The sequence below is a fragment of the Shimazuella sp. NTD248 genome, assembly GCF_059510395.1.
In genome coordinates this window covers 694,169-709,853 of the sequence record NZ_JCAJZT010000001.1, presented here as the reverse complement: position 1 = coordinate 709,853, position 15,685 = coordinate 694,169, and the positions used below count along the sequence as shown (strand labels likewise).

General features: G+C 41.7%; 12 protein-coding genes. 7 read left to right on the top strand and 5 right to left on the bottom strand.

Going from position 1 to position 15,685, the window contains the following annotated elements; genetic code table 11:
* The first annotated feature begins 99 nt into the window (after positions 1 to 99).
* Complete coding sequence (locus AC5WOE_RS03805) at positions 100 to 882, top strand: trypsin-like serine peptidase (protein WP_496051952.1); 783 nt, start codon at positions 100 to 102, stop codon at positions 880 to 882.
* A gap of 175 nt (positions 883 to 1,057) precedes the next feature.
* Here the strand turns inward: AC5WOE_RS03805 and AC5WOE_RS03800 are convergent, their stop codons facing one another.
* Entirely contained in the window at positions 1,058 to 1,354 is a 297-nt protein-coding gene (locus AC5WOE_RS03800) for a hypothetical protein (RefSeq protein ID WP_496051951.1), read from the bottom strand.
* A 246-nt stretch (positions 1,355 to 1,600) separates the two neighbouring features.
* Positions 1,601 to 2,437: a hypothetical protein gene (locus tag AC5WOE_RS03795; RefSeq protein ID WP_496051950.1), complete on the bottom strand. Its 837-nt coding sequence runs from the start codon at positions 2,435 to 2,437 to the stop codon at positions 1,601 to 1,603.
* 243 nt (positions 2,438 to 2,680) lie between these two features.
* Between AC5WOE_RS03795 and AC5WOE_RS03790 the strand changes: the two genes are divergently transcribed.
* Both AC5WOE_RS03790 and AC5WOE_RS03785 read left to right on the top strand, forming a co-directional pair.
* Positions 2,681 to 3,628, top strand: a complete 948-nt coding sequence (locus tag AC5WOE_RS03790) for a tyrosine-type recombinase/integrase (protein ID WP_496051949.1) — start codon at positions 2,681 to 2,683, stop codon at positions 3,626 to 3,628.
* Between the two features lie 59 nt (positions 3,629 to 3,687).
* Positions 3,688 to 4,584: a YitT family protein gene (locus tag AC5WOE_RS03785; protein ID WP_496048670.1), complete on the top strand. Its 897-nt coding sequence runs from the start codon at positions 3,688 to 3,690 to the stop codon at positions 4,582 to 4,584.
* Positions 4,585 to 4,743: 159 nt separating this feature from the next.
* On the opposite strand, the gene AC5WOE_RS03780 is transcribed toward AC5WOE_RS03785, so the two are convergent.
* Positions 4,744 to 6,495: an MFS transporter gene (locus tag AC5WOE_RS03780; RefSeq protein WP_496051948.1), complete on the bottom strand. Its 1,752-nt coding sequence runs from the start codon at positions 6,493 to 6,495 to the stop codon at positions 4,744 to 4,746.
* Between the two features lie 465 nt (positions 6,496 to 6,960).
* On the opposite strand from AC5WOE_RS03780, the gene AC5WOE_RS03775 reads away from it, so the two are divergent.
* A complete protein-coding gene (locus AC5WOE_RS03775) occupies positions 6,961 to 7,971 on the top strand; it encodes an asparaginase (RefSeq protein ID WP_496051947.1) in 1,011 nt (336 codons plus the stop codon).
* A gap of 72 nt (positions 7,972 to 8,043) precedes the next feature.
* Positions 8,044 to 8,169, top strand: coding sequence for a hypothetical protein (locus AC5WOE_RS03770; RefSeq protein ID WP_496048666.1), 126 nt, complete (start codon positions 8,044 to 8,046; stop codon positions 8,167 to 8,169).
* Between the two features lie 99 nt (positions 8,170 to 8,268).
* Here the strand turns inward: AC5WOE_RS03770 and AC5WOE_RS03765 are convergent, their stop codons facing one another.
* Together AC5WOE_RS03765 and AC5WOE_RS03760 are read right to left on the bottom strand one after the other, a co-directional pair.
* Complete coding sequence (locus AC5WOE_RS03765) at positions 8,269 to 9,003, bottom strand: YheC/YheD family protein (RefSeq protein ID WP_496051946.1); 735 nt, start codon at positions 9,001 to 9,003, stop codon at positions 8,269 to 8,271.
* A gap of 157 nt (positions 9,004 to 9,160) precedes the next feature.
* A complete protein-coding gene (locus AC5WOE_RS03760) occupies positions 9,161 to 9,553 on the bottom strand; it encodes a hypothetical protein (protein WP_496051945.1) in 393 nt (130 codons plus the stop codon).
* 191 nt (positions 9,554 to 9,744) lie between these two features.
* Between AC5WOE_RS03760 and AC5WOE_RS03755 the strand changes: the two genes are divergently transcribed.
* Entirely contained in the window at positions 9,745 to 10,881 is a 1,137-nt protein-coding gene (locus tag AC5WOE_RS03755; RefSeq protein ID WP_496051944.1) for a transglutaminase domain-containing protein, read from the top strand.
* A gap of 385 nt (positions 10,882 to 11,266) precedes the next feature.
* Positions 11,267 to 15,598 (top strand): PDDEXK-like endonuclease domain-containing protein, encoded by a 4,332-nt coding sequence (locus AC5WOE_RS03750; RefSeq protein WP_496051943.1) that lies wholly within the window; start codon positions 11,267 to 11,269, stop codon positions 15,596 to 15,598.
* Positions 15,599 to 15,685 lie beyond the last annotated feature (87 nt).

Below are 15,685 nucleotides of genomic sequence, written 5' to 3'. Positions count from 1 at the left end.
AATGCTTCTATAAATACGAAATAATTTTAGATTCCAAAGTGAATTTTGATTCGTTTTTGATAAAATAGATCCAAGGTTAACTTCAACAGCGGAGTACTAGTGAAACTATCTCGTTTTCAGTGTATAGCTCTCCTGATCATCCTTCTGACTTTGATCACAATGGGTCTCTGTGTTTGTAAAGTCTCCAATGCCGTGGAGTCAATCCACCAGTACGAAGTTATTGAGGCTCAGAAGAAGCCGGATGTGCGGACTAAGGTGGAACAGCCCTTCGATGGTCCCTATCAGGCGATTGCCCATCTCACGATGGATAAGCCTGGGATGACAACTTACTGCACGGGATTCGTCATATCCCCTAGAGCAGTGTTGACAAATAGGCACTGCTTGGAGGACGCTCATTCGGCACTGGTCGAGATTGTCGAAAAAAAAGAAGGGGGTATCACCACTCTCTCAGCACACATGAAGTCCACCCGCTTCCAAGTGAGTGCGAGTGGTCAGGACTACGGCGTCATTTTTCTGCCCGAACCCATCCTTTCTGCCCACTTCGGCTTGCAAGCATTCCCTGAGGATGCTGAGTCTGCTGATATGGTCTCCGCGGGGTATCCCGGTGACAAAAATTTCTTCACCATGTGGGAAAGCAAGTACCACGGTTTCGCTTATTTGGGCGAAAAGGGAGTCATTTCTGGTGGAGTGGCTTTTCATGGTCAGTCTGGTTCCCCGCTTTTTCAAGTAGAGGGAAATCGGTTTGTAGCCAAGGGGATTATTTGGGGTGGGACGGCCTGTGACAAGCATGAAATTTGTCCAAAGGAACAAGTGACCTACTTCGTTCCATTCACGGACCGAGTGCTGATAGAGATTAGAATGTGGATCACCATGAGCAAGTGAGCATGGCTCGATCTGCACTAGTACTCCCCCGGCGGGCTGCACCTCACCAAGGTAGCAGTCCGTCGCCATTTTTGGAGAAATAGTGTTTAACTTTTGCAATTGCAACAAAACCACCTTTAAGGTGGCTGTTTTTTTATCGGGTCGAGACAACTGGACGTTGCCTCGACAGTTCGGTTCAGTTTGGTAGATTTAGAGCCTTTTCATACGCATCTTTGGGGCTGGGAAGTTGTTCCCAAGCTGGTCGGTGAGATAGTGTGCATACTGCCCTGAACATTGCAATCCAAGCAACGGTGAAGGCTTTTTGTTTGTGGTGGCTTTCTTGGAGTTGACCAGATGTGAGGTTTAGGCCTCGGATGGCATTGATACCAGCTCCCAGAACCTTGTCCCTGATCTTTGTGAGATTGTGCTCATCTAGTGCTGTTAGCTCCCCCTGAATGTTACAACTAAGACCAAGAAGTTTCAATAGATACATACGAAGTCTCCATCTATGCGAGAACCTAACAGTTTCAGCATATACAAATATCTATATGAGATCAAACTTCTTTTTCGCTGTTCAGTTTGATTTGTTTAAGATTTAAAACGACCGACGGACTGTACCTATGTGGGACAGCCCGTCGAGGGTACGGCTAGCCGGGTAGCTTCCGTACAGTGTCCATCTTCACCATTTAGCCTGAATGGTGAAGATGGACTTTTTTGTTCTCACCGAACTTGGGAAGACTCAGGAGGCCGGCTGGATGAACCAGCCCCAGTGGGGGTCGTCCGTCAAGATCGATAGGAACCTTGCGTTCATGCGCTCACTCGCACTGGTTGAGCTGCGCTCGACCCCGCGGAGGTCACCGGAGATGGTGTCTCCCAGCAGTTCACGCATGGACGCGAGCTTGTCCGGGTGATCGAGGAAGATCTCCCGAACAGCCAGGTTTACGAGCCAACGGTACTGGTCGAACCATGGATCGATGGTGTTTTCCCAGGGTGTACCGACTCGCGTCTGGATCAACGCGTTGTGAACGGCCGTGTCGCAGTCGCTGAAACTCGCGACGAGTGCGTCGAGCCGCTTCAACGACTCGGCTGCGTACTCTGCCAGTTCTCCGCTCAGGTGCTCCTTGATCAGGGCTCGTGCTGAGCGCTTGTAGGAGCTGCTCAGCAGCTCGGAGCCGTTGACGAAGAACTCCTCCTTGTTCATCACCTCGATCTGAGGTGAGAGCCTCTTGAACTTCTCGATCTCTGCCGTGTTGAGCAGAGTGCTGACGATGACGATCGGTCCGCGGAAGTCCCGCTGGAGCAGCCAGGTGCAGAACGCGAAGGTGTTTGCGGGCGAGCAGGAGTACGGTTGGTCGTTCCACTGGGAGTTCCCCTGAACGACGACAGCCTGAACCAGGTACGTACCGTCGGTGAAGACCTGCATGGCCTCCGTGATGTGGCTTGCCATGTACAGGTATGTGCCCCCGCCGACCGCCTTCTCGTAGTCGGACCAGAGGATGGGCATGTAGTCGACCCCGAGGATGATTTCCTCGCTTTCGGGCTGGGCGGTCTGGTTCTGGGGCGCGGTGGTGTTCACGATGTCTTCCTTCGAGTTCGGGTGAACAGTTACTAAAAGTAGTATATCATTATTGCCAATCTTCTGATGAACAAGGGTGAAAATAAAATCTTATAAAAAACGCAACGGAATATTTTTTCCGTTGCGTTTTTGTGTTATAATAAAACCATAGAAATAAAGCATGATAAAATTCGCAAACAGTATTTAGGTGATAATCGAGCTTTTAACTATACAACGGAATTTTTTGAAAGAAGGTTTAACCTCATGAGAGCCCCTCTTGATCAGCGATGTCTTGATTTATTGGAGGAATACGAGCAGTATTTGCTATCTTCCAAAAGTGATCAGACTGTTGATGCTTACCTGCGAATTCTTCGGCAGTTTATCGAATGGATTGGTGAATGTCCGAGTGATAAAGGAATATTTTTGGTGGAACATTTGTCTCGTGATGAAGTAGAAGTATTTTTAGCGAAACTCCAGCAAAAAGGTTACAGCAGTGCGCATCAACACAAAGTACGAGCGGCAATCAGCCGATTTGCAAACTGGATGATTCAAGAAAAACAGCTGTTGTCCCAAAATCCAGCGTATGCTGTCTATGTACCGCCTCAAGCTACTTTTACTCCACGGGAGTTGACTGATAGACAACGAGAAGTACTGAAGAGTTTAGTGGAAAGACAGCAAAATTTACGTGGGAAAGCAATCTTCGCTCTAGGATACTGGGCAGGATGCCGAGTGTGTGATGTGTCTTGGCTACAAATGGAAGACTGTCATCTTGGCTCCAAAACAGGGTGGATAACAGTTGGCACTAAGAGTGGGAAGAAACGAGATATTGATTTATTGGAAGAAGTGCGCAAACCACTCTATGCATACTTGTATAGTGAGGAACGGAGGAAGAAAGACAGCAGCTTTGTCTTCTTATCACAAAAATCAGGACACTTGACGGAAAATGGTATTCATCGTTGGTTTTCCAGTTTGAAGAAAAAGGCTGCCCAAGATGAATGGGAGTTTATTCACGATATTACGTTTCATGAGTTACGCCAAGATTTTGCGCATCGTGCTAGAAGTGCGGGATGGAGTCTGGAGGAGATCGCTTATTACCTCGGCCATGTGACCAAACAAGGAACACCCTCCATCCAAGCAACTGCAAAATATACACAGTTAAATAGAGAGCAGATAAAAGAGAAACTGAAACAAATAGAGGGGAAAAATATATAGAAGCGTTTATTCCTCTTCCTAGCAGCATCGAAGAAAACAGATAAAGGGAGGTATACGTTATGGGAGAAGTTATAACAGCATCAGCGATCGAAAAAACAAACCATAAAAAATTGACCAGCCTAAAACTACTGAAGCGGGGAACCATGATATTACTCGGGGCTATCTTGGTAGCGATTGGACTGGAAATATTTTTGGTTCCAAACCAAGTTATTGACGGAGGAATCGTCGGCATTTCCATCATGTTATCTCATCTTTCAGGATGGAACTTAGGATTATTCTTATTTGTCCTCAACTTGCCTTTCTTCTTTTTGGGATATAAGCAGATCGGGAAAACATTTGCTATCTCCACGCTATTTGGTGTCGCTGTCATGTCACTTGGCACCTCATATCTGCATCCTGTCCCAGCTTTGACAAAAGACCCATTACTAGCAGCAGTTTTTGGGGGGATTATTCTCGGAATTGGGGTTGGCCTAGTTATTCGATATGGTGGATCGCTTGATGGAACGGAAATATTAGCGATTTTGTTCAACAAAAAAATTCCGTTCTCGGTCGGACAGACGGTGATGTTCTTCAACTTATTCATTTTAGGAAGTGCGGGCTTTGTATTTGGCTGGGATCGGGCCATGTACTCGTTGATCGCTTATTTTATCGCATTTAAAGTAATCGATATTACCATCGAAGGTTTTGAAGAGACAAAGTCGGTATGGATCATCAGTGAAAAGTCAAAGGACTTAGGAGATGCAATCCTTAATCGTCTCGGACGTGGTGTTACTTATATGAAAGGAGAAGGTGCTTATACGGGAGAAGATAAAAGAGTTATCTTCTGTGTGATCACCCGATTGGAAGAAGCAAAAATGAAGGCAATTGTCGAAGATATCGACCCTCAAGCCTTTCTTGCTATCGGTAATATACACGAGGTGCGAGGAGAGAGCTTTAAGAAACGGGATATTCACTAGCTAAAACACAATCAAATTTTACCAAGAAGTAGACGTTCAGATTACTCTAAGAAAAAAGTAGAAACCATTTTTGATTCATGCCTTTAGCTTATACCAAAAAATGACAGCACCTCCTTCCTATGAATGGGAAAGGAGGTGCTTTGGCCCTAACTTTTTTCTCTATGAAACGGCCTTAAGTGCCTTAGACCACCTATCCTCTAGTCCATAGGATGAGAAGACATCATGGAGTTCAATTCCCGGCAAATCAAGAACTTGTACCGCATTCAGCAGGCACTCTACTTCTTCTATACCTCTCGCCTCTACATATTTGGTACTTTCACAGTACTTAGTCTCCAAAAGAGCTAGGGTACGATTTAAATATGCAGCTCCTTGGACTTTTTCAGGCCAGTAGAGCCACTTTCCAGGGAGAGAATATTTCACAAAGTCCTTTGCTCCAACCTCCTGCAAAAGATGGAGGATAATCGTTCGTACTTGTTGAATTTTCCGCTCGATTGTTTGATGGAGTGGGGAATTCAACGGTGATCCCTTTAGAGCAGCTTGTAGATAACCAAGTGCTTTAAAGGCATTTTCGATTTTTAGGACAAGCGCCCGTTCTCGATCTCCCTTTTTTACAGGTGGAATTCCATCTCCCTGTTTAATCTGAATGATTTCCCTTGCATACCTATCCACTTCCGATGGGTTAGGATTAAGCAGGTGGACACAGATCGTGTTCTTTTTAATTTCCAGACGCAGCTCAATGAAAGGTTTGGGAGGCCCGCAGAAAGTAAGAGCTGCAAAGGAGCCTAGAAGCAGTGGAAGAATGGAAATCCACATGTGGTCAGATCCCACAAGACTCCACATCAACCCTGCATAACCAGGTCCGATGATCCCCCCAAGCTGTTTTAGCAGTACAGCAGTAGCATTCGCTCTACCCAGTTGATTTCGATCTGCCGTAAAGTTTACTCTCTCCAAGATGCCTAGGTTGTTTCCAGCCATCGCAACCCCAACCATTATTCCGATTAGCAGAAGCACCCAAAATGGCTGATCTTTGCTGATAAGAATAAAACTGAGCATCAGTGTGAGAATACTTCCACCGATGACCAACTTGTTGCGGTTTACTACCAACTTTGGCATCACAGAGATTACGGCAATACCGTTGACTACAGTGGAGAGGAAAAGGATGACCCCAGCACGCTCTCCAATATATAGTGCGAAATAGGTGAGAAATGCCCAATACGCGGAACTAACACCTACATCTGGAAGTGATGCATGAAGAGAATTTTTCGCAATTATTCTCTTTGCAAAGGAATGAATGTAGGAAAGTAGTTTGTTTCCTACATTCCTACACTCCAACCGAATAGAGGAAACCGTCATAATGGTCCAATAAACCAGTATAACAGCAATTCCACCGATGATTCCCGTGGAAGACCACAGCAAGATCGGATTGTTAACCAGTTGCAGACCATAGTACATGGAGATTCCTGAGCCTGCGAAATTCAGGCTCAACATGATGCCGTGGACTCTAGCTTGAAAGACCTGATCAGTGGCTAGTACCTTCTGCCTCACCAAAACAATGAGCGCATTCATGACGAGCGAAAATAGAATCCCATTTATCACTCGTACACTGATGATTTCCCAAAGCTCATCGGCAAAAGGATATAGGAGATATACTCCTGTTAGAGGAAGCATAGCGACCAGCAAAACCTTTTTTGGTCCATACTGATCTGTCATCCATCCAAAGCAAAGTCCACAGAGCATCGTAGTCAGCGAGTATACGCCAACAATCAACCCCACTGGAAATTTCTGTTGATAAAGGGTAATGTGCAGTGGTTGAAAGATGAGGGAGGGAATGACAGCGATAGCGAGCATCTGCCCCAGCATTGCTGCGGCAAGTTCGATTCCTGCTTGTCTCCGCAAACTCAGCCTTTTCATATCTACTCCTAAAGAACAGGTGGCCTTTTGAATATTATATTTCTTTTTTTTCCGTAATACAAAAATTTCGATTTTTTATCTCGATAAGATAACAAAACAAATCTAGGCAGTCAAAAGTATTTTGGCGGATTCATTCTGTTTTCATGATTTTAAAGGTCGCTTCCGCTTCATCTGTTGAGTCTAATGGATTTCTCATTAAAGAAGCTCATTCGAATTAGGAATAGTCATTTGAATAATAAATGATTGCAATCTATAGCTAAATGGGTATCATGAATGTATGAAAATAACACATATTAACCCAGAAAGCCTTCCTAAAAGTCCAGCTTTTACTCAAGTGGTCAAGGTCGAAATGGAAGCTATTGCAGCAATAAAAGGATAAAATCTCTAGAATATCAAATCTCTTTCTCTTTTACACAACAAAAAGACTAGATCAGACATAATAATAAATGGACATCACAAGAAGAAATGGGAGTGCTCAAGTTGAAGAAAAAGCTATTGCTGTTGGCTACAGGTGGGACAATCGCCTCGCTTCAAGGCGATAATGGATTGGTTCCAGGAATGACTCCAGATGAATTGATTCACTTTGTGGATAAAGTTCCTCCCCTGTACCAACTTGACACGAAACGATTGATGAATATTGACAGCACTAATATGCAACCGGAATCATGGGTTACCATCGCAGAAGCCATCCGCGATCATTATGCTGACTACGATGGATTTGTGGTCACTCATGGAACAGACACGATGGCCTATACTTCTTCCGCTCTGTCTTACATGTTACAGCAGGGGAGTAAACCGATTGTACTGACAGGTTCACAAGTCCCGATGAATTTCGAACCTACTGATGCCAAACGCAATTTACAGGACGCCATTCGGTTTGCGTGTGAAGATGTAAATGGTGTATTTGTCGTGTTTAATGGTCGAGTGATTCAAGGGACAAGAGCAGTAAAAATAAAGACCAAGAGTTATGATGCTTTTGAAAGCATCAATCACCCTTACATTGGTTATGTAGATGGAGAGGAGATCACATATCCTTTAGGGAAACCAACAAACGACCAGCATGTACTTCTATGTGATACTTCCGTCTGTACAGATGTGATAGTTGTCAAATTGTATCCAGGTATCAAGCCAGAGTTGTTTGATTATCTTAAGCAAGCGTATAGAGGGGTTATTATCGAGAGTTTTGGCAGTGGGGGTATTCCGATTGTCGGTCGCAATTTATTGCCAAAAATCGAAGAACTGATCGACAGTGGAATAGCAGTAGTGATTACTACCCAGTGTTTGGAAGAAGGAGAAGACTTGCATCGGTACGAAGTAGGCAGAAAAGTAGTTGAAAAGAGTATTATTCATACAAGGAATATGAATACAGAGGCGATTGTTGCAAAATTGATGTGGACATTAGGGAAAAGTAATGAACCAAATGAAGTGAAGAAATTCATGGAGACTCCTATCGCCCATGACCGATTGGCAACGTAATTTTTTGGAAAATGTCATTTCCCTTTTTCTGAAGTAAAATAGGAGAAGGGGCTTTCAACTTGAGGAATAGAGATGGGAATTGAGATAAACATAATCGATGATCCCGAATCAAGTGGACAAGACATCGCTATCGACTATACCAATGATCAGGGACAACTTGTAGATATTGAGATAGTCACTGTCGACTTGGATGAGTGAACTGTCTTATATGTCCTATGGAAGCACCGTGACCGACAAACAGCTTACTAATTTGTCGGTCACTCCTTTTAATAGCAATCACCATCTATCGACGACCTTTTAGCCTTTCATCTTCTTCATTTTCATAATACGCTGATAAGAGGGCTGATCTTTGCGAAATACTAACATCCCCGGTTTGATGTTAATTTCATAGATCCACAAGTGTCCTTTTTCATCGACACCAATATCTAATCCGAGCTCCGCCCACTTAGGAAACTCTTGGCCAAATGTTTCTGTTGCTTCTACTGATAGGGTGGTTAATTGTTCGATATATGCTTCTCTTTCCTCAGCGCTTAATCCCAAATGATCTTTTAATAAAGGACGGATGGGGACTGGTGTCCCTCCGCTATAAGCATTGGTTGCAACCCCTCGCTTACTTGCCACACGACCGATTATTGCTCCCATCTCCCATTCTCCATGAATCCGCAGTAAGTGTGTACGGATATCAAATAGCCGTCCGTTTTTGGTGTAACTAGCGATGCCTTGTTGAATGAGATAAGGCCGATTCATTTTCTCACGTTGGATACATCTCATGAGTGATTCGATCGTATTTTTATGAAATGTTTTATTGCGGTCACGTGGTTTGACAAGATAACCATTGGCTTTTCTCTCTATGCGAATCACGCCTTTTCCTTGGCATGAATTATTTGGTTTAACATAAATCGTAGTATATTTGTTTAGCATGGTTTGTAGACTGGATTTGGTAAGAGAGTGATATTCCGGGATATGGGATGAAACATAATAGTTGCTGGACAATATTTTGGCATTCCCGACTTTACTAATCTCTTTTTGCATATTTTCACCAGCCTGTCAGGATCAAGTTTCTATCAGTTTATGTGGTGAAAGATAGAATGGGAAGGGCACACGATACTGTAAGGAAATCTAGTAGAAGATAGAAACAAATGCAGGAAACATGGCGAGACCGGATTCCCAATGGGAACCCGGTCTGTGATCACCTGACAATAACTCGTTCTTTCAGGCGGTCTCGTGCAGGGAGAAATTTTCCATCCCTGAAAAACTGAAAAGGATCGGTGAAAAATGGAATGAAGTTGTTGTGGTTTCCTTTGTAGGTAATTGTGAAAAATGACTTGCCTTGATCAAGTTGGAATATTTGCTCTTGTTTTACATCGATTTCAAAAGAGATTTGCTCCGAGTGACCTTCATCTGGGATAAAGTCCAAAGTTACTAGGCCACTCGCACAAATAACTCTCCTTCCTGTCCACTGGACTAGCTCAGGGTGAAAAGTGCTGATGGTGATGATTATGGGTCCATAGATATCAGCAAAGGTATGGATCTCACCATCGACCTCAGCAGAAACCGCTTCCAATATTCCAAAAGGCTTCATCCTTCTCCCAATCGTTTCGTTTACTCTTTTAGTATATAAAATATTGGTTAAAAAAACAAAATACTTGCATTAATTTTTTTGCTTTAAGACAACAGGAAATGCTGTGGAAATGAATAGAATATAGACCTTTTCCCCATTCCAGATTAAACTATAAAGTACGGGGAAAAATCAACAAAAAGGGGACTGCTATTTTGCAAACCAACTGGATCACCATCATTGTAGTGTTTTTGCTTGTTAGCCCTCTGTTGATAGGTTTAATCAGAGGTTTACCACGTGAATTAGATAAATTGACATACAGCCTTCATTCTCTATGTTCCTCTGTTTTATGGCTTTTCTCTTATGGCATCACGTTTTGGTTACTGCGTGGCTTTGTCAAAGTTAATAACTTGCCAGATATAAGCCGATTACAATGGATACAACAACAATTACAAGCTAGTATTTTTGCATGGGCGGCAGCAGTTCCTATCCTTGCATTACTTATCTATTGGCTCCTTAAATTAATCGCATGGCCAATCATTTCGCTGTTGACTGGAAGCGTTCATCATGTGAGCAGATGGACAGAGCGACTGCCTCAGGGATTAAGTAGAGTGTTTGGAGTGATCATAAATGTTCCAAAAGCAATTTTGCAAACATTGATCTTTCTAATCGCAGTTCACATTGGATTAGCCTATCTGCCTTCTTCTGACCTCTCGAAGATGGCGGAAAATAGTGGTGTCTATCATTGGACCGATCAGAAAGTAATCACACCAGTGCTGGCCAGCACATGGAGTAAAGAACTCCCTGTCCTTGGTCAGCAAACAAAAGATTGGTTTCATCAGATCAGTCAAGAAGCAGCAAAATATGGGCCTAAAGACAGCACAAGCTTTTGGACATGGCAAACGAGATTTGACTCCAATGCCCAAATTGATAGAACCGCAAAATCAATAGTCAGAGGGGCGAAAAGTGATCGAGAAAAAGCATATCGACTGTATAAATGGATTGGGGAAAATATTAGGTACGATGATAATAAAGCGTTAGCCATTCAATCAGGAAATTTCCGCTCGCTCACATATGGTGCGATTCCAACTTTCCAGACGAGAATGGGTATTTGTTCGGATTACTCTGCATTAATGGTAGCGATGGGGAAAGCAGTAGGGCTTGAAGTAAAACAAGAGCTGGGTCAAGCTGTATTACCTGATGGAAGCGGAGGAGCTCACGCTTGGAATGTGGTGTATTTGAAAGATGAAAACAAACAGATTCCTTGTGATCCTACATGGGAGAAATCAGGAAATTACTTTGATAACCGTGATTTCTATGTTTCCCATCACCCAGATAAAAAAGCTTTATAAAAGGCAGGAGCCTATATTCCTGCCTTTTTTCTTTGGAGTAACCAGCTCCAATGTTGTTTTTCTAATTTGCATTATTCAACGTAAAAGCGCAGATGTGCACCTCAGACAAGGGCACAAATCTCGCTATGTCGCTGTGCTCCTAGTCTCGCTTTGGGTGGATGGAGCGTCCTTTGTGTTTTTTTAACAACAGACGCGGATAACACTCACATCAAGCGATTTTATCCAGTATTCAATCTTATTTAGGCAACAACCTCTAGAGAAATATATACCTCAACGAGATTAGTTTTTACCATAAATTTCTGTATAATTAAATTTATATGTATATCTATATGCAGCGAATATAGATTCTTATTTTTATTTTTTTATTATGTGGAGGATGTTTTTTATGGACTCAGTTCAGACAAAAGTGAATCAAGTATTTCAATATCTGTGTGAACTAAAAAGATTAAATTACCGCATTCAACGTAAAATTACAGATTTTGAAAAATACTGGTGGCAAGCGGATTTAGCACGTCTTTCAGATATTTGGATTCACGATGATAGATTAGAAAACGACCAGTGGGTCATTGCGCATAGACCAGTCTTATCCCCTGTTCCAAAAATACCTGAGCAATTGCAAGAATGGGTGATCAATTGGGGAAATCCTAAGCAAAAGCCAGAAGTGATAATACAGATACCTAAAGAAAGCGGAACGGGAGAAGACTCTATTTATGAACGATTTATCGATGATAAAGCGAGAAAGGAAGTGTTTGATCATTGGTTAATAAATGAATGGATACCTTGGGCAAAGGAAACAAAGGAAAAACAGCAGGCAAAAAAGTTTTATGATGAAATGTTTACAATGTTTCAGCTGCTGCAAGATGAAGGGGATAACTGGGAGATTGTATGGGGACAAGGTTTGTTAACATGGGAAAAAGACGATGTGAAAATACAAAGACATCTCCTCACAACGCCGTTAGAATTACGCTTTGATGCTGAACGAGGTTTGTTTACTTTATGTTCCACTACAAAGGGATCACGTGTGGAAACAGATATGTTACTGCATTTAGATATTCCGAATGTGAGAATGATTCAAGAGTTAGACCAAGTGGAAGTGCAACCCAAAAACAAAGAAGAAGTAGCTAGTCTTTTAAAGCAAGTAGCAAATATGTTGAGTTCTGAAGGGAAATTTGTTGAAGAGTGGGTGCCGATCAAGCAAGTCACCCCTCATTTGACGATTTCCTACAGTCCAGCAGTTTTTATACGCAAAACAGCTGGAAGAGTTTGGGATGTGGAATATCAAACTGTAATGGATCAATTGGAACAAAATTACCCTATTCCAGAAACCCTAAAAAAACTTGTCTCCTCTGAGGATGGAAGCAGGATAGAATCCAAAGCTGTTTATTCCCGAGAGTGGAAAAGTTTAGAGGATAACTTACTCTTCCCTTTACCTGCTAATCAGGAACAAACTGAAATCGTTCATAAGTTAGCAAGAAATGCTGGGGTAGTAGTACAAGGACCACCAGGAACAGGAAAAAGCCATACCATTGCTAATTTGATTTGTCATTTACTCGCCCACGGCAAAAGAGTTTTAGTAACAAGTGAAAAGGAGCAGGCTTTAGAGGTATTAAAAGAAAAAATTCCAGAAGAAGTAAGGGATCTATGTGTAAGCGTGCTTGGTGGAGATAGTAAATCCATACAAGAGATAGAAAATTCAGTTCGTACAATTGCTGACAATTTGGAGCGGAAAAATATTTCTGTTCTCTGTGAAAATATTCAACTGTCCCAAAAAGAATTAGAGGAAACACGTAGAAAAATGGCACGAAATCAAGAGGAAATCAACAAAGTACTCCAAATAGATAATGAAGAAAAAAGTATTGCAGGAGTAACATTTAAGCCGTTAGAAGCAGCTAAATGGCTAAAGGAACAGGAGCAGTATGATTGGTTTCCTGATTCTATTCTTCCAGGAACGAAGTTTCCTTTATCAAAAGAAGAACTCATCTCGTTCTATCGCATTTTAGCAAGTTTTTCAAAAGCGGATTTGGAAAGCTTGCATCTAAAAAGACCTAATCGAGAACAGTTACCGAGCCTTGATCGATTTCATGAGCAGACGCATCAATTTATTGTATTGAAACAGAAGTTCAATGAAGGAAGTCCTTATATACAAGACTGGAAAATACCTGATAGATTATCCTTTTCTCTTGAGGCGTTAATTCAGCAAAACCATAAAAATGTAAAACTTCTCGATCACATGTCCAAAGATAATTGGAAAATAGCGATTTTAACTGATATGGTTCATCATACAAACCAAAAAGAAGAGTGGATTCGTTTTTTTAAAGATTATAAAGCACAATTAGAACAAATAATTCTTATCGAAAAAGAATTGCTAGAGTATGAAATTCAGCTTCCCCCGCATCCGGAACGTAAGATACTAGAAGATATCGAAATGATTGTGGAAAGGATCAATCAAAATAAATCTACAGGCTGGATGTACAAAAGGATAGTCGGTAAAAAGTATGCTTATCTGTTTGAACAATGTTTTATTGATGGTTTGCCTGCGCAAAGACAAGAGCAGTTTGATTTGGTCAAACAGCGTTTAGTTGGTAATCAGTTGAAACGCAAATTTCAAATAAAATGGAATCGAATTATGGAAGAGGTAGATGGGCCCCTTATCGATATAGGAGATAGAAAATGGATAAGAGAAGTGCTGGAAGCTTTGAAGCAATTTGAAACGATTATTTTGTGGGAGAAAAAGATTATAGGTCCACTTGCTCCTTTTGCCCAATCATTAGGAGCAAAGGATGTAGATTGGATTAATGCCGAGTCATTCGCTGACTTTCAATATGGTTTAACAGTCTTGCAACTCCATTATCAAATCAAAGAAATAGAAGCTTTTTTTCAGCAAACTTCCTTCAAATTAAGCAGAGAAAGCGAAGAACAAAAGACCATTCATCCAATATGGGATTCCCTGCAAACGGCTTGCCAGCAAAAAGATGCTAAGAAGTGGGAGGAGGCGTGTGAGGAAGTCACTCGATTGGAAAAGATTGAACCTGATTTTTTGCACTATCAACAATTAAAAAATAGATTGACAGAAGTCTGTCCCAAATGGTGTGAACAGTTGATTTCGAGATCACTGCGTCCGTCATTACCACCTGATGATATAGATAAAGCGTGGATTTGGAGCCAATTCAATCATTGGTTAAATGAATTAAAGCAGCAAAAGTCTGTAGAAGAACTGGAAGAAGAATTCCAATTAGAGCGACGAAGAGAAGCGAATTTAATTCGTAAATTAGTTGCGGATCAAACATGGAAAGCTCAATTGGAACGGGCAGATGATCAGCAAAAGAGAAGTTTAACTACTTGGATGCAAATGATGAAAAAGCTCGGAAAAGGTACTGGTAAATATGCCTCCAAATACCGAAAAAGTGCGAGTAGAGAACTAAATAACTGTAGGGATGCAATTCCTGTTTGGATCATGCCGATTCAACGCGTCATTGAAAACATAGAACTCACAAATAACTTATTTGACGTTGTGATAGTGGATGAGAGTAGTCAAAGCAATTTATTTTCTTTGAGTGCACTGTTACGTGCTAAAAAAGCTGTTATCGTTGGGGACGATAACCAAATAAGTCCCGAAATAGTCGGTTTAGATCGCTTACAAAACGATGAATTAATCAAACAACATTTAAAAGGAATTCCTGGGGCAGATCAATTAGAGCTTTCGACGAGTCTGTATGACACCGCTAGTCGAATTTTTACCAATAGTAAAGTTGTCTTAAAAGAGCATTTTCGCAGTGTTCCTGAAATTATTCAATTCAGCAATGATCTCATGTATGGTGGAAAAATAGACCCGCTTCGTCTGCCGCTAATCGAAGAGATGTATGATGATCCTGTTTTCACTGTGCATGTGAAAGATGGATATCGGAAGGAAACGGCCAAAGCATGGAACGAACCAGAAGCAAATGCAATAGTGGAATTTATTCTTCATTGTTGCAGCCAAGAGAAATATAGAGGGAAATCAATGGGTGTTATATCTCTTCAAGGTTATGATCAAGCATTGTTAATTGAACAATTACTGCGAGAAAAATTGGGCGAGAGTGAAATGGTACAGCGTAACATCATTTGTGGAGATGCCTATCGATTTCAAGGGGCAGAAAGAGATATTATCTTTTTGTCGATGGTTGCAGCAAACAATATGCCGATTGGAGTTCTAACGAAAGAATCTGATCGAAGACGTTTTAATGTTGCAGCAAGCCGAGCTAGAGACCAGCTGGTTTTGTTTCATTCTGTACAGCTGGATGATTTAAATGTGAATTGCATGCGATATCAGCTTCTTAACTACTGTCTGAACCAAAAAAAGCAAAGAACGCAAGAAATCAAAGAAGTAGATCATTTATTTGAATCTACTTTTGAGAAAGATGTGTACCGATTCATCACAGCAAGAGGTTATCAGGTAACGCCTCAGGTTCAAGTAGGGAGTGTAGGAAAGCGAATTGACCTTGTCATCGAAGGTAATGGTAACCGAATAGCAGTAGAATGCGATGGAGATAAGTGGTATGGGCTCGATAGATGGGAAGCGGATCTTGAACGACAGCGCATTTTAGAACGAGTAGGATGGAAGTTTTGGAGAGTCAGAGGAAGGGAATTTTACCGTGATCCTGAGAAAGCGATGAAGGCATTATGGGAAAAATTGGATGAATTGAATATTTATCCAGTAGAGGATACTGTGAAGGCATGATTGCGAAGGTATGGATAGTGTTGGGGTGACAGGCGGATTTAATTACATTGTAATATGTAGTTTATCTGATAGAATTTAATAAGTATT

What these genes read in the sequence shown, in the direction of transcription:
- AC5WOE_RS03760 (WP_496051945.1), bottom strand. Translation starts at nt 9,553, where the DNA reads ATGAAGCCTTTTGGAATATTGGAAGCGGTTTCTGCTGAGGTCGATGGT.
- AC5WOE_RS03790 (WP_496051949.1), top strand. Translation starts at nt 2,681, where the DNA reads ATGAGAGCCCCTCTTGATCAGCGATGTCTTGATTTATTGGAGGAATAC.
- AC5WOE_RS03780 (WP_496051948.1), bottom strand. Translation starts at nt 6,495, where the DNA reads ATGAAAAGGCTGAGTTTGCGGAGACAAGCAGGAATCGAACTTGCCGCA.
- AC5WOE_RS03775 (WP_496051947.1), top strand. Translation starts at nt 6,961, where the DNA reads ATGGGAGTGCTCAAGTTGAAGAAAAAGCTATTGCTGTTGGCTACAGGT.
- AC5WOE_RS03770 (WP_496048666.1), top strand. Translation starts at nt 8,044, where the DNA reads ATGGGAATTGAGATAAACATAATCGATGATCCCGAATCAAGTGGACAA.
- AC5WOE_RS03765 (WP_496051946.1), bottom strand. Translation starts at nt 9,003, where the DNA reads ATGCAAAAAGAGATTAGTAAAGTCGGGAATGCCAAAATATTGTCCAGC.
- AC5WOE_RS03800 (WP_496051951.1), bottom strand. Translation starts at nt 1,354, where the DNA reads ATGTATCTATTGAAACTTCTTGGTCTTAGTTGTAACATTCAGGGGGAG.
- AC5WOE_RS03750 (WP_496051943.1), top strand. Translation starts at nt 11,267, where the DNA reads ATGGACTCAGTTCAGACAAAAGTGAATCAAGTATTTCAATATCTGTGT.
- AC5WOE_RS03785 (WP_496048670.1), top strand. Translation starts at nt 3,688, where the DNA reads ATGGGAGAAGTTATAACAGCATCAGCGATCGAAAAAACAAACCATAAA.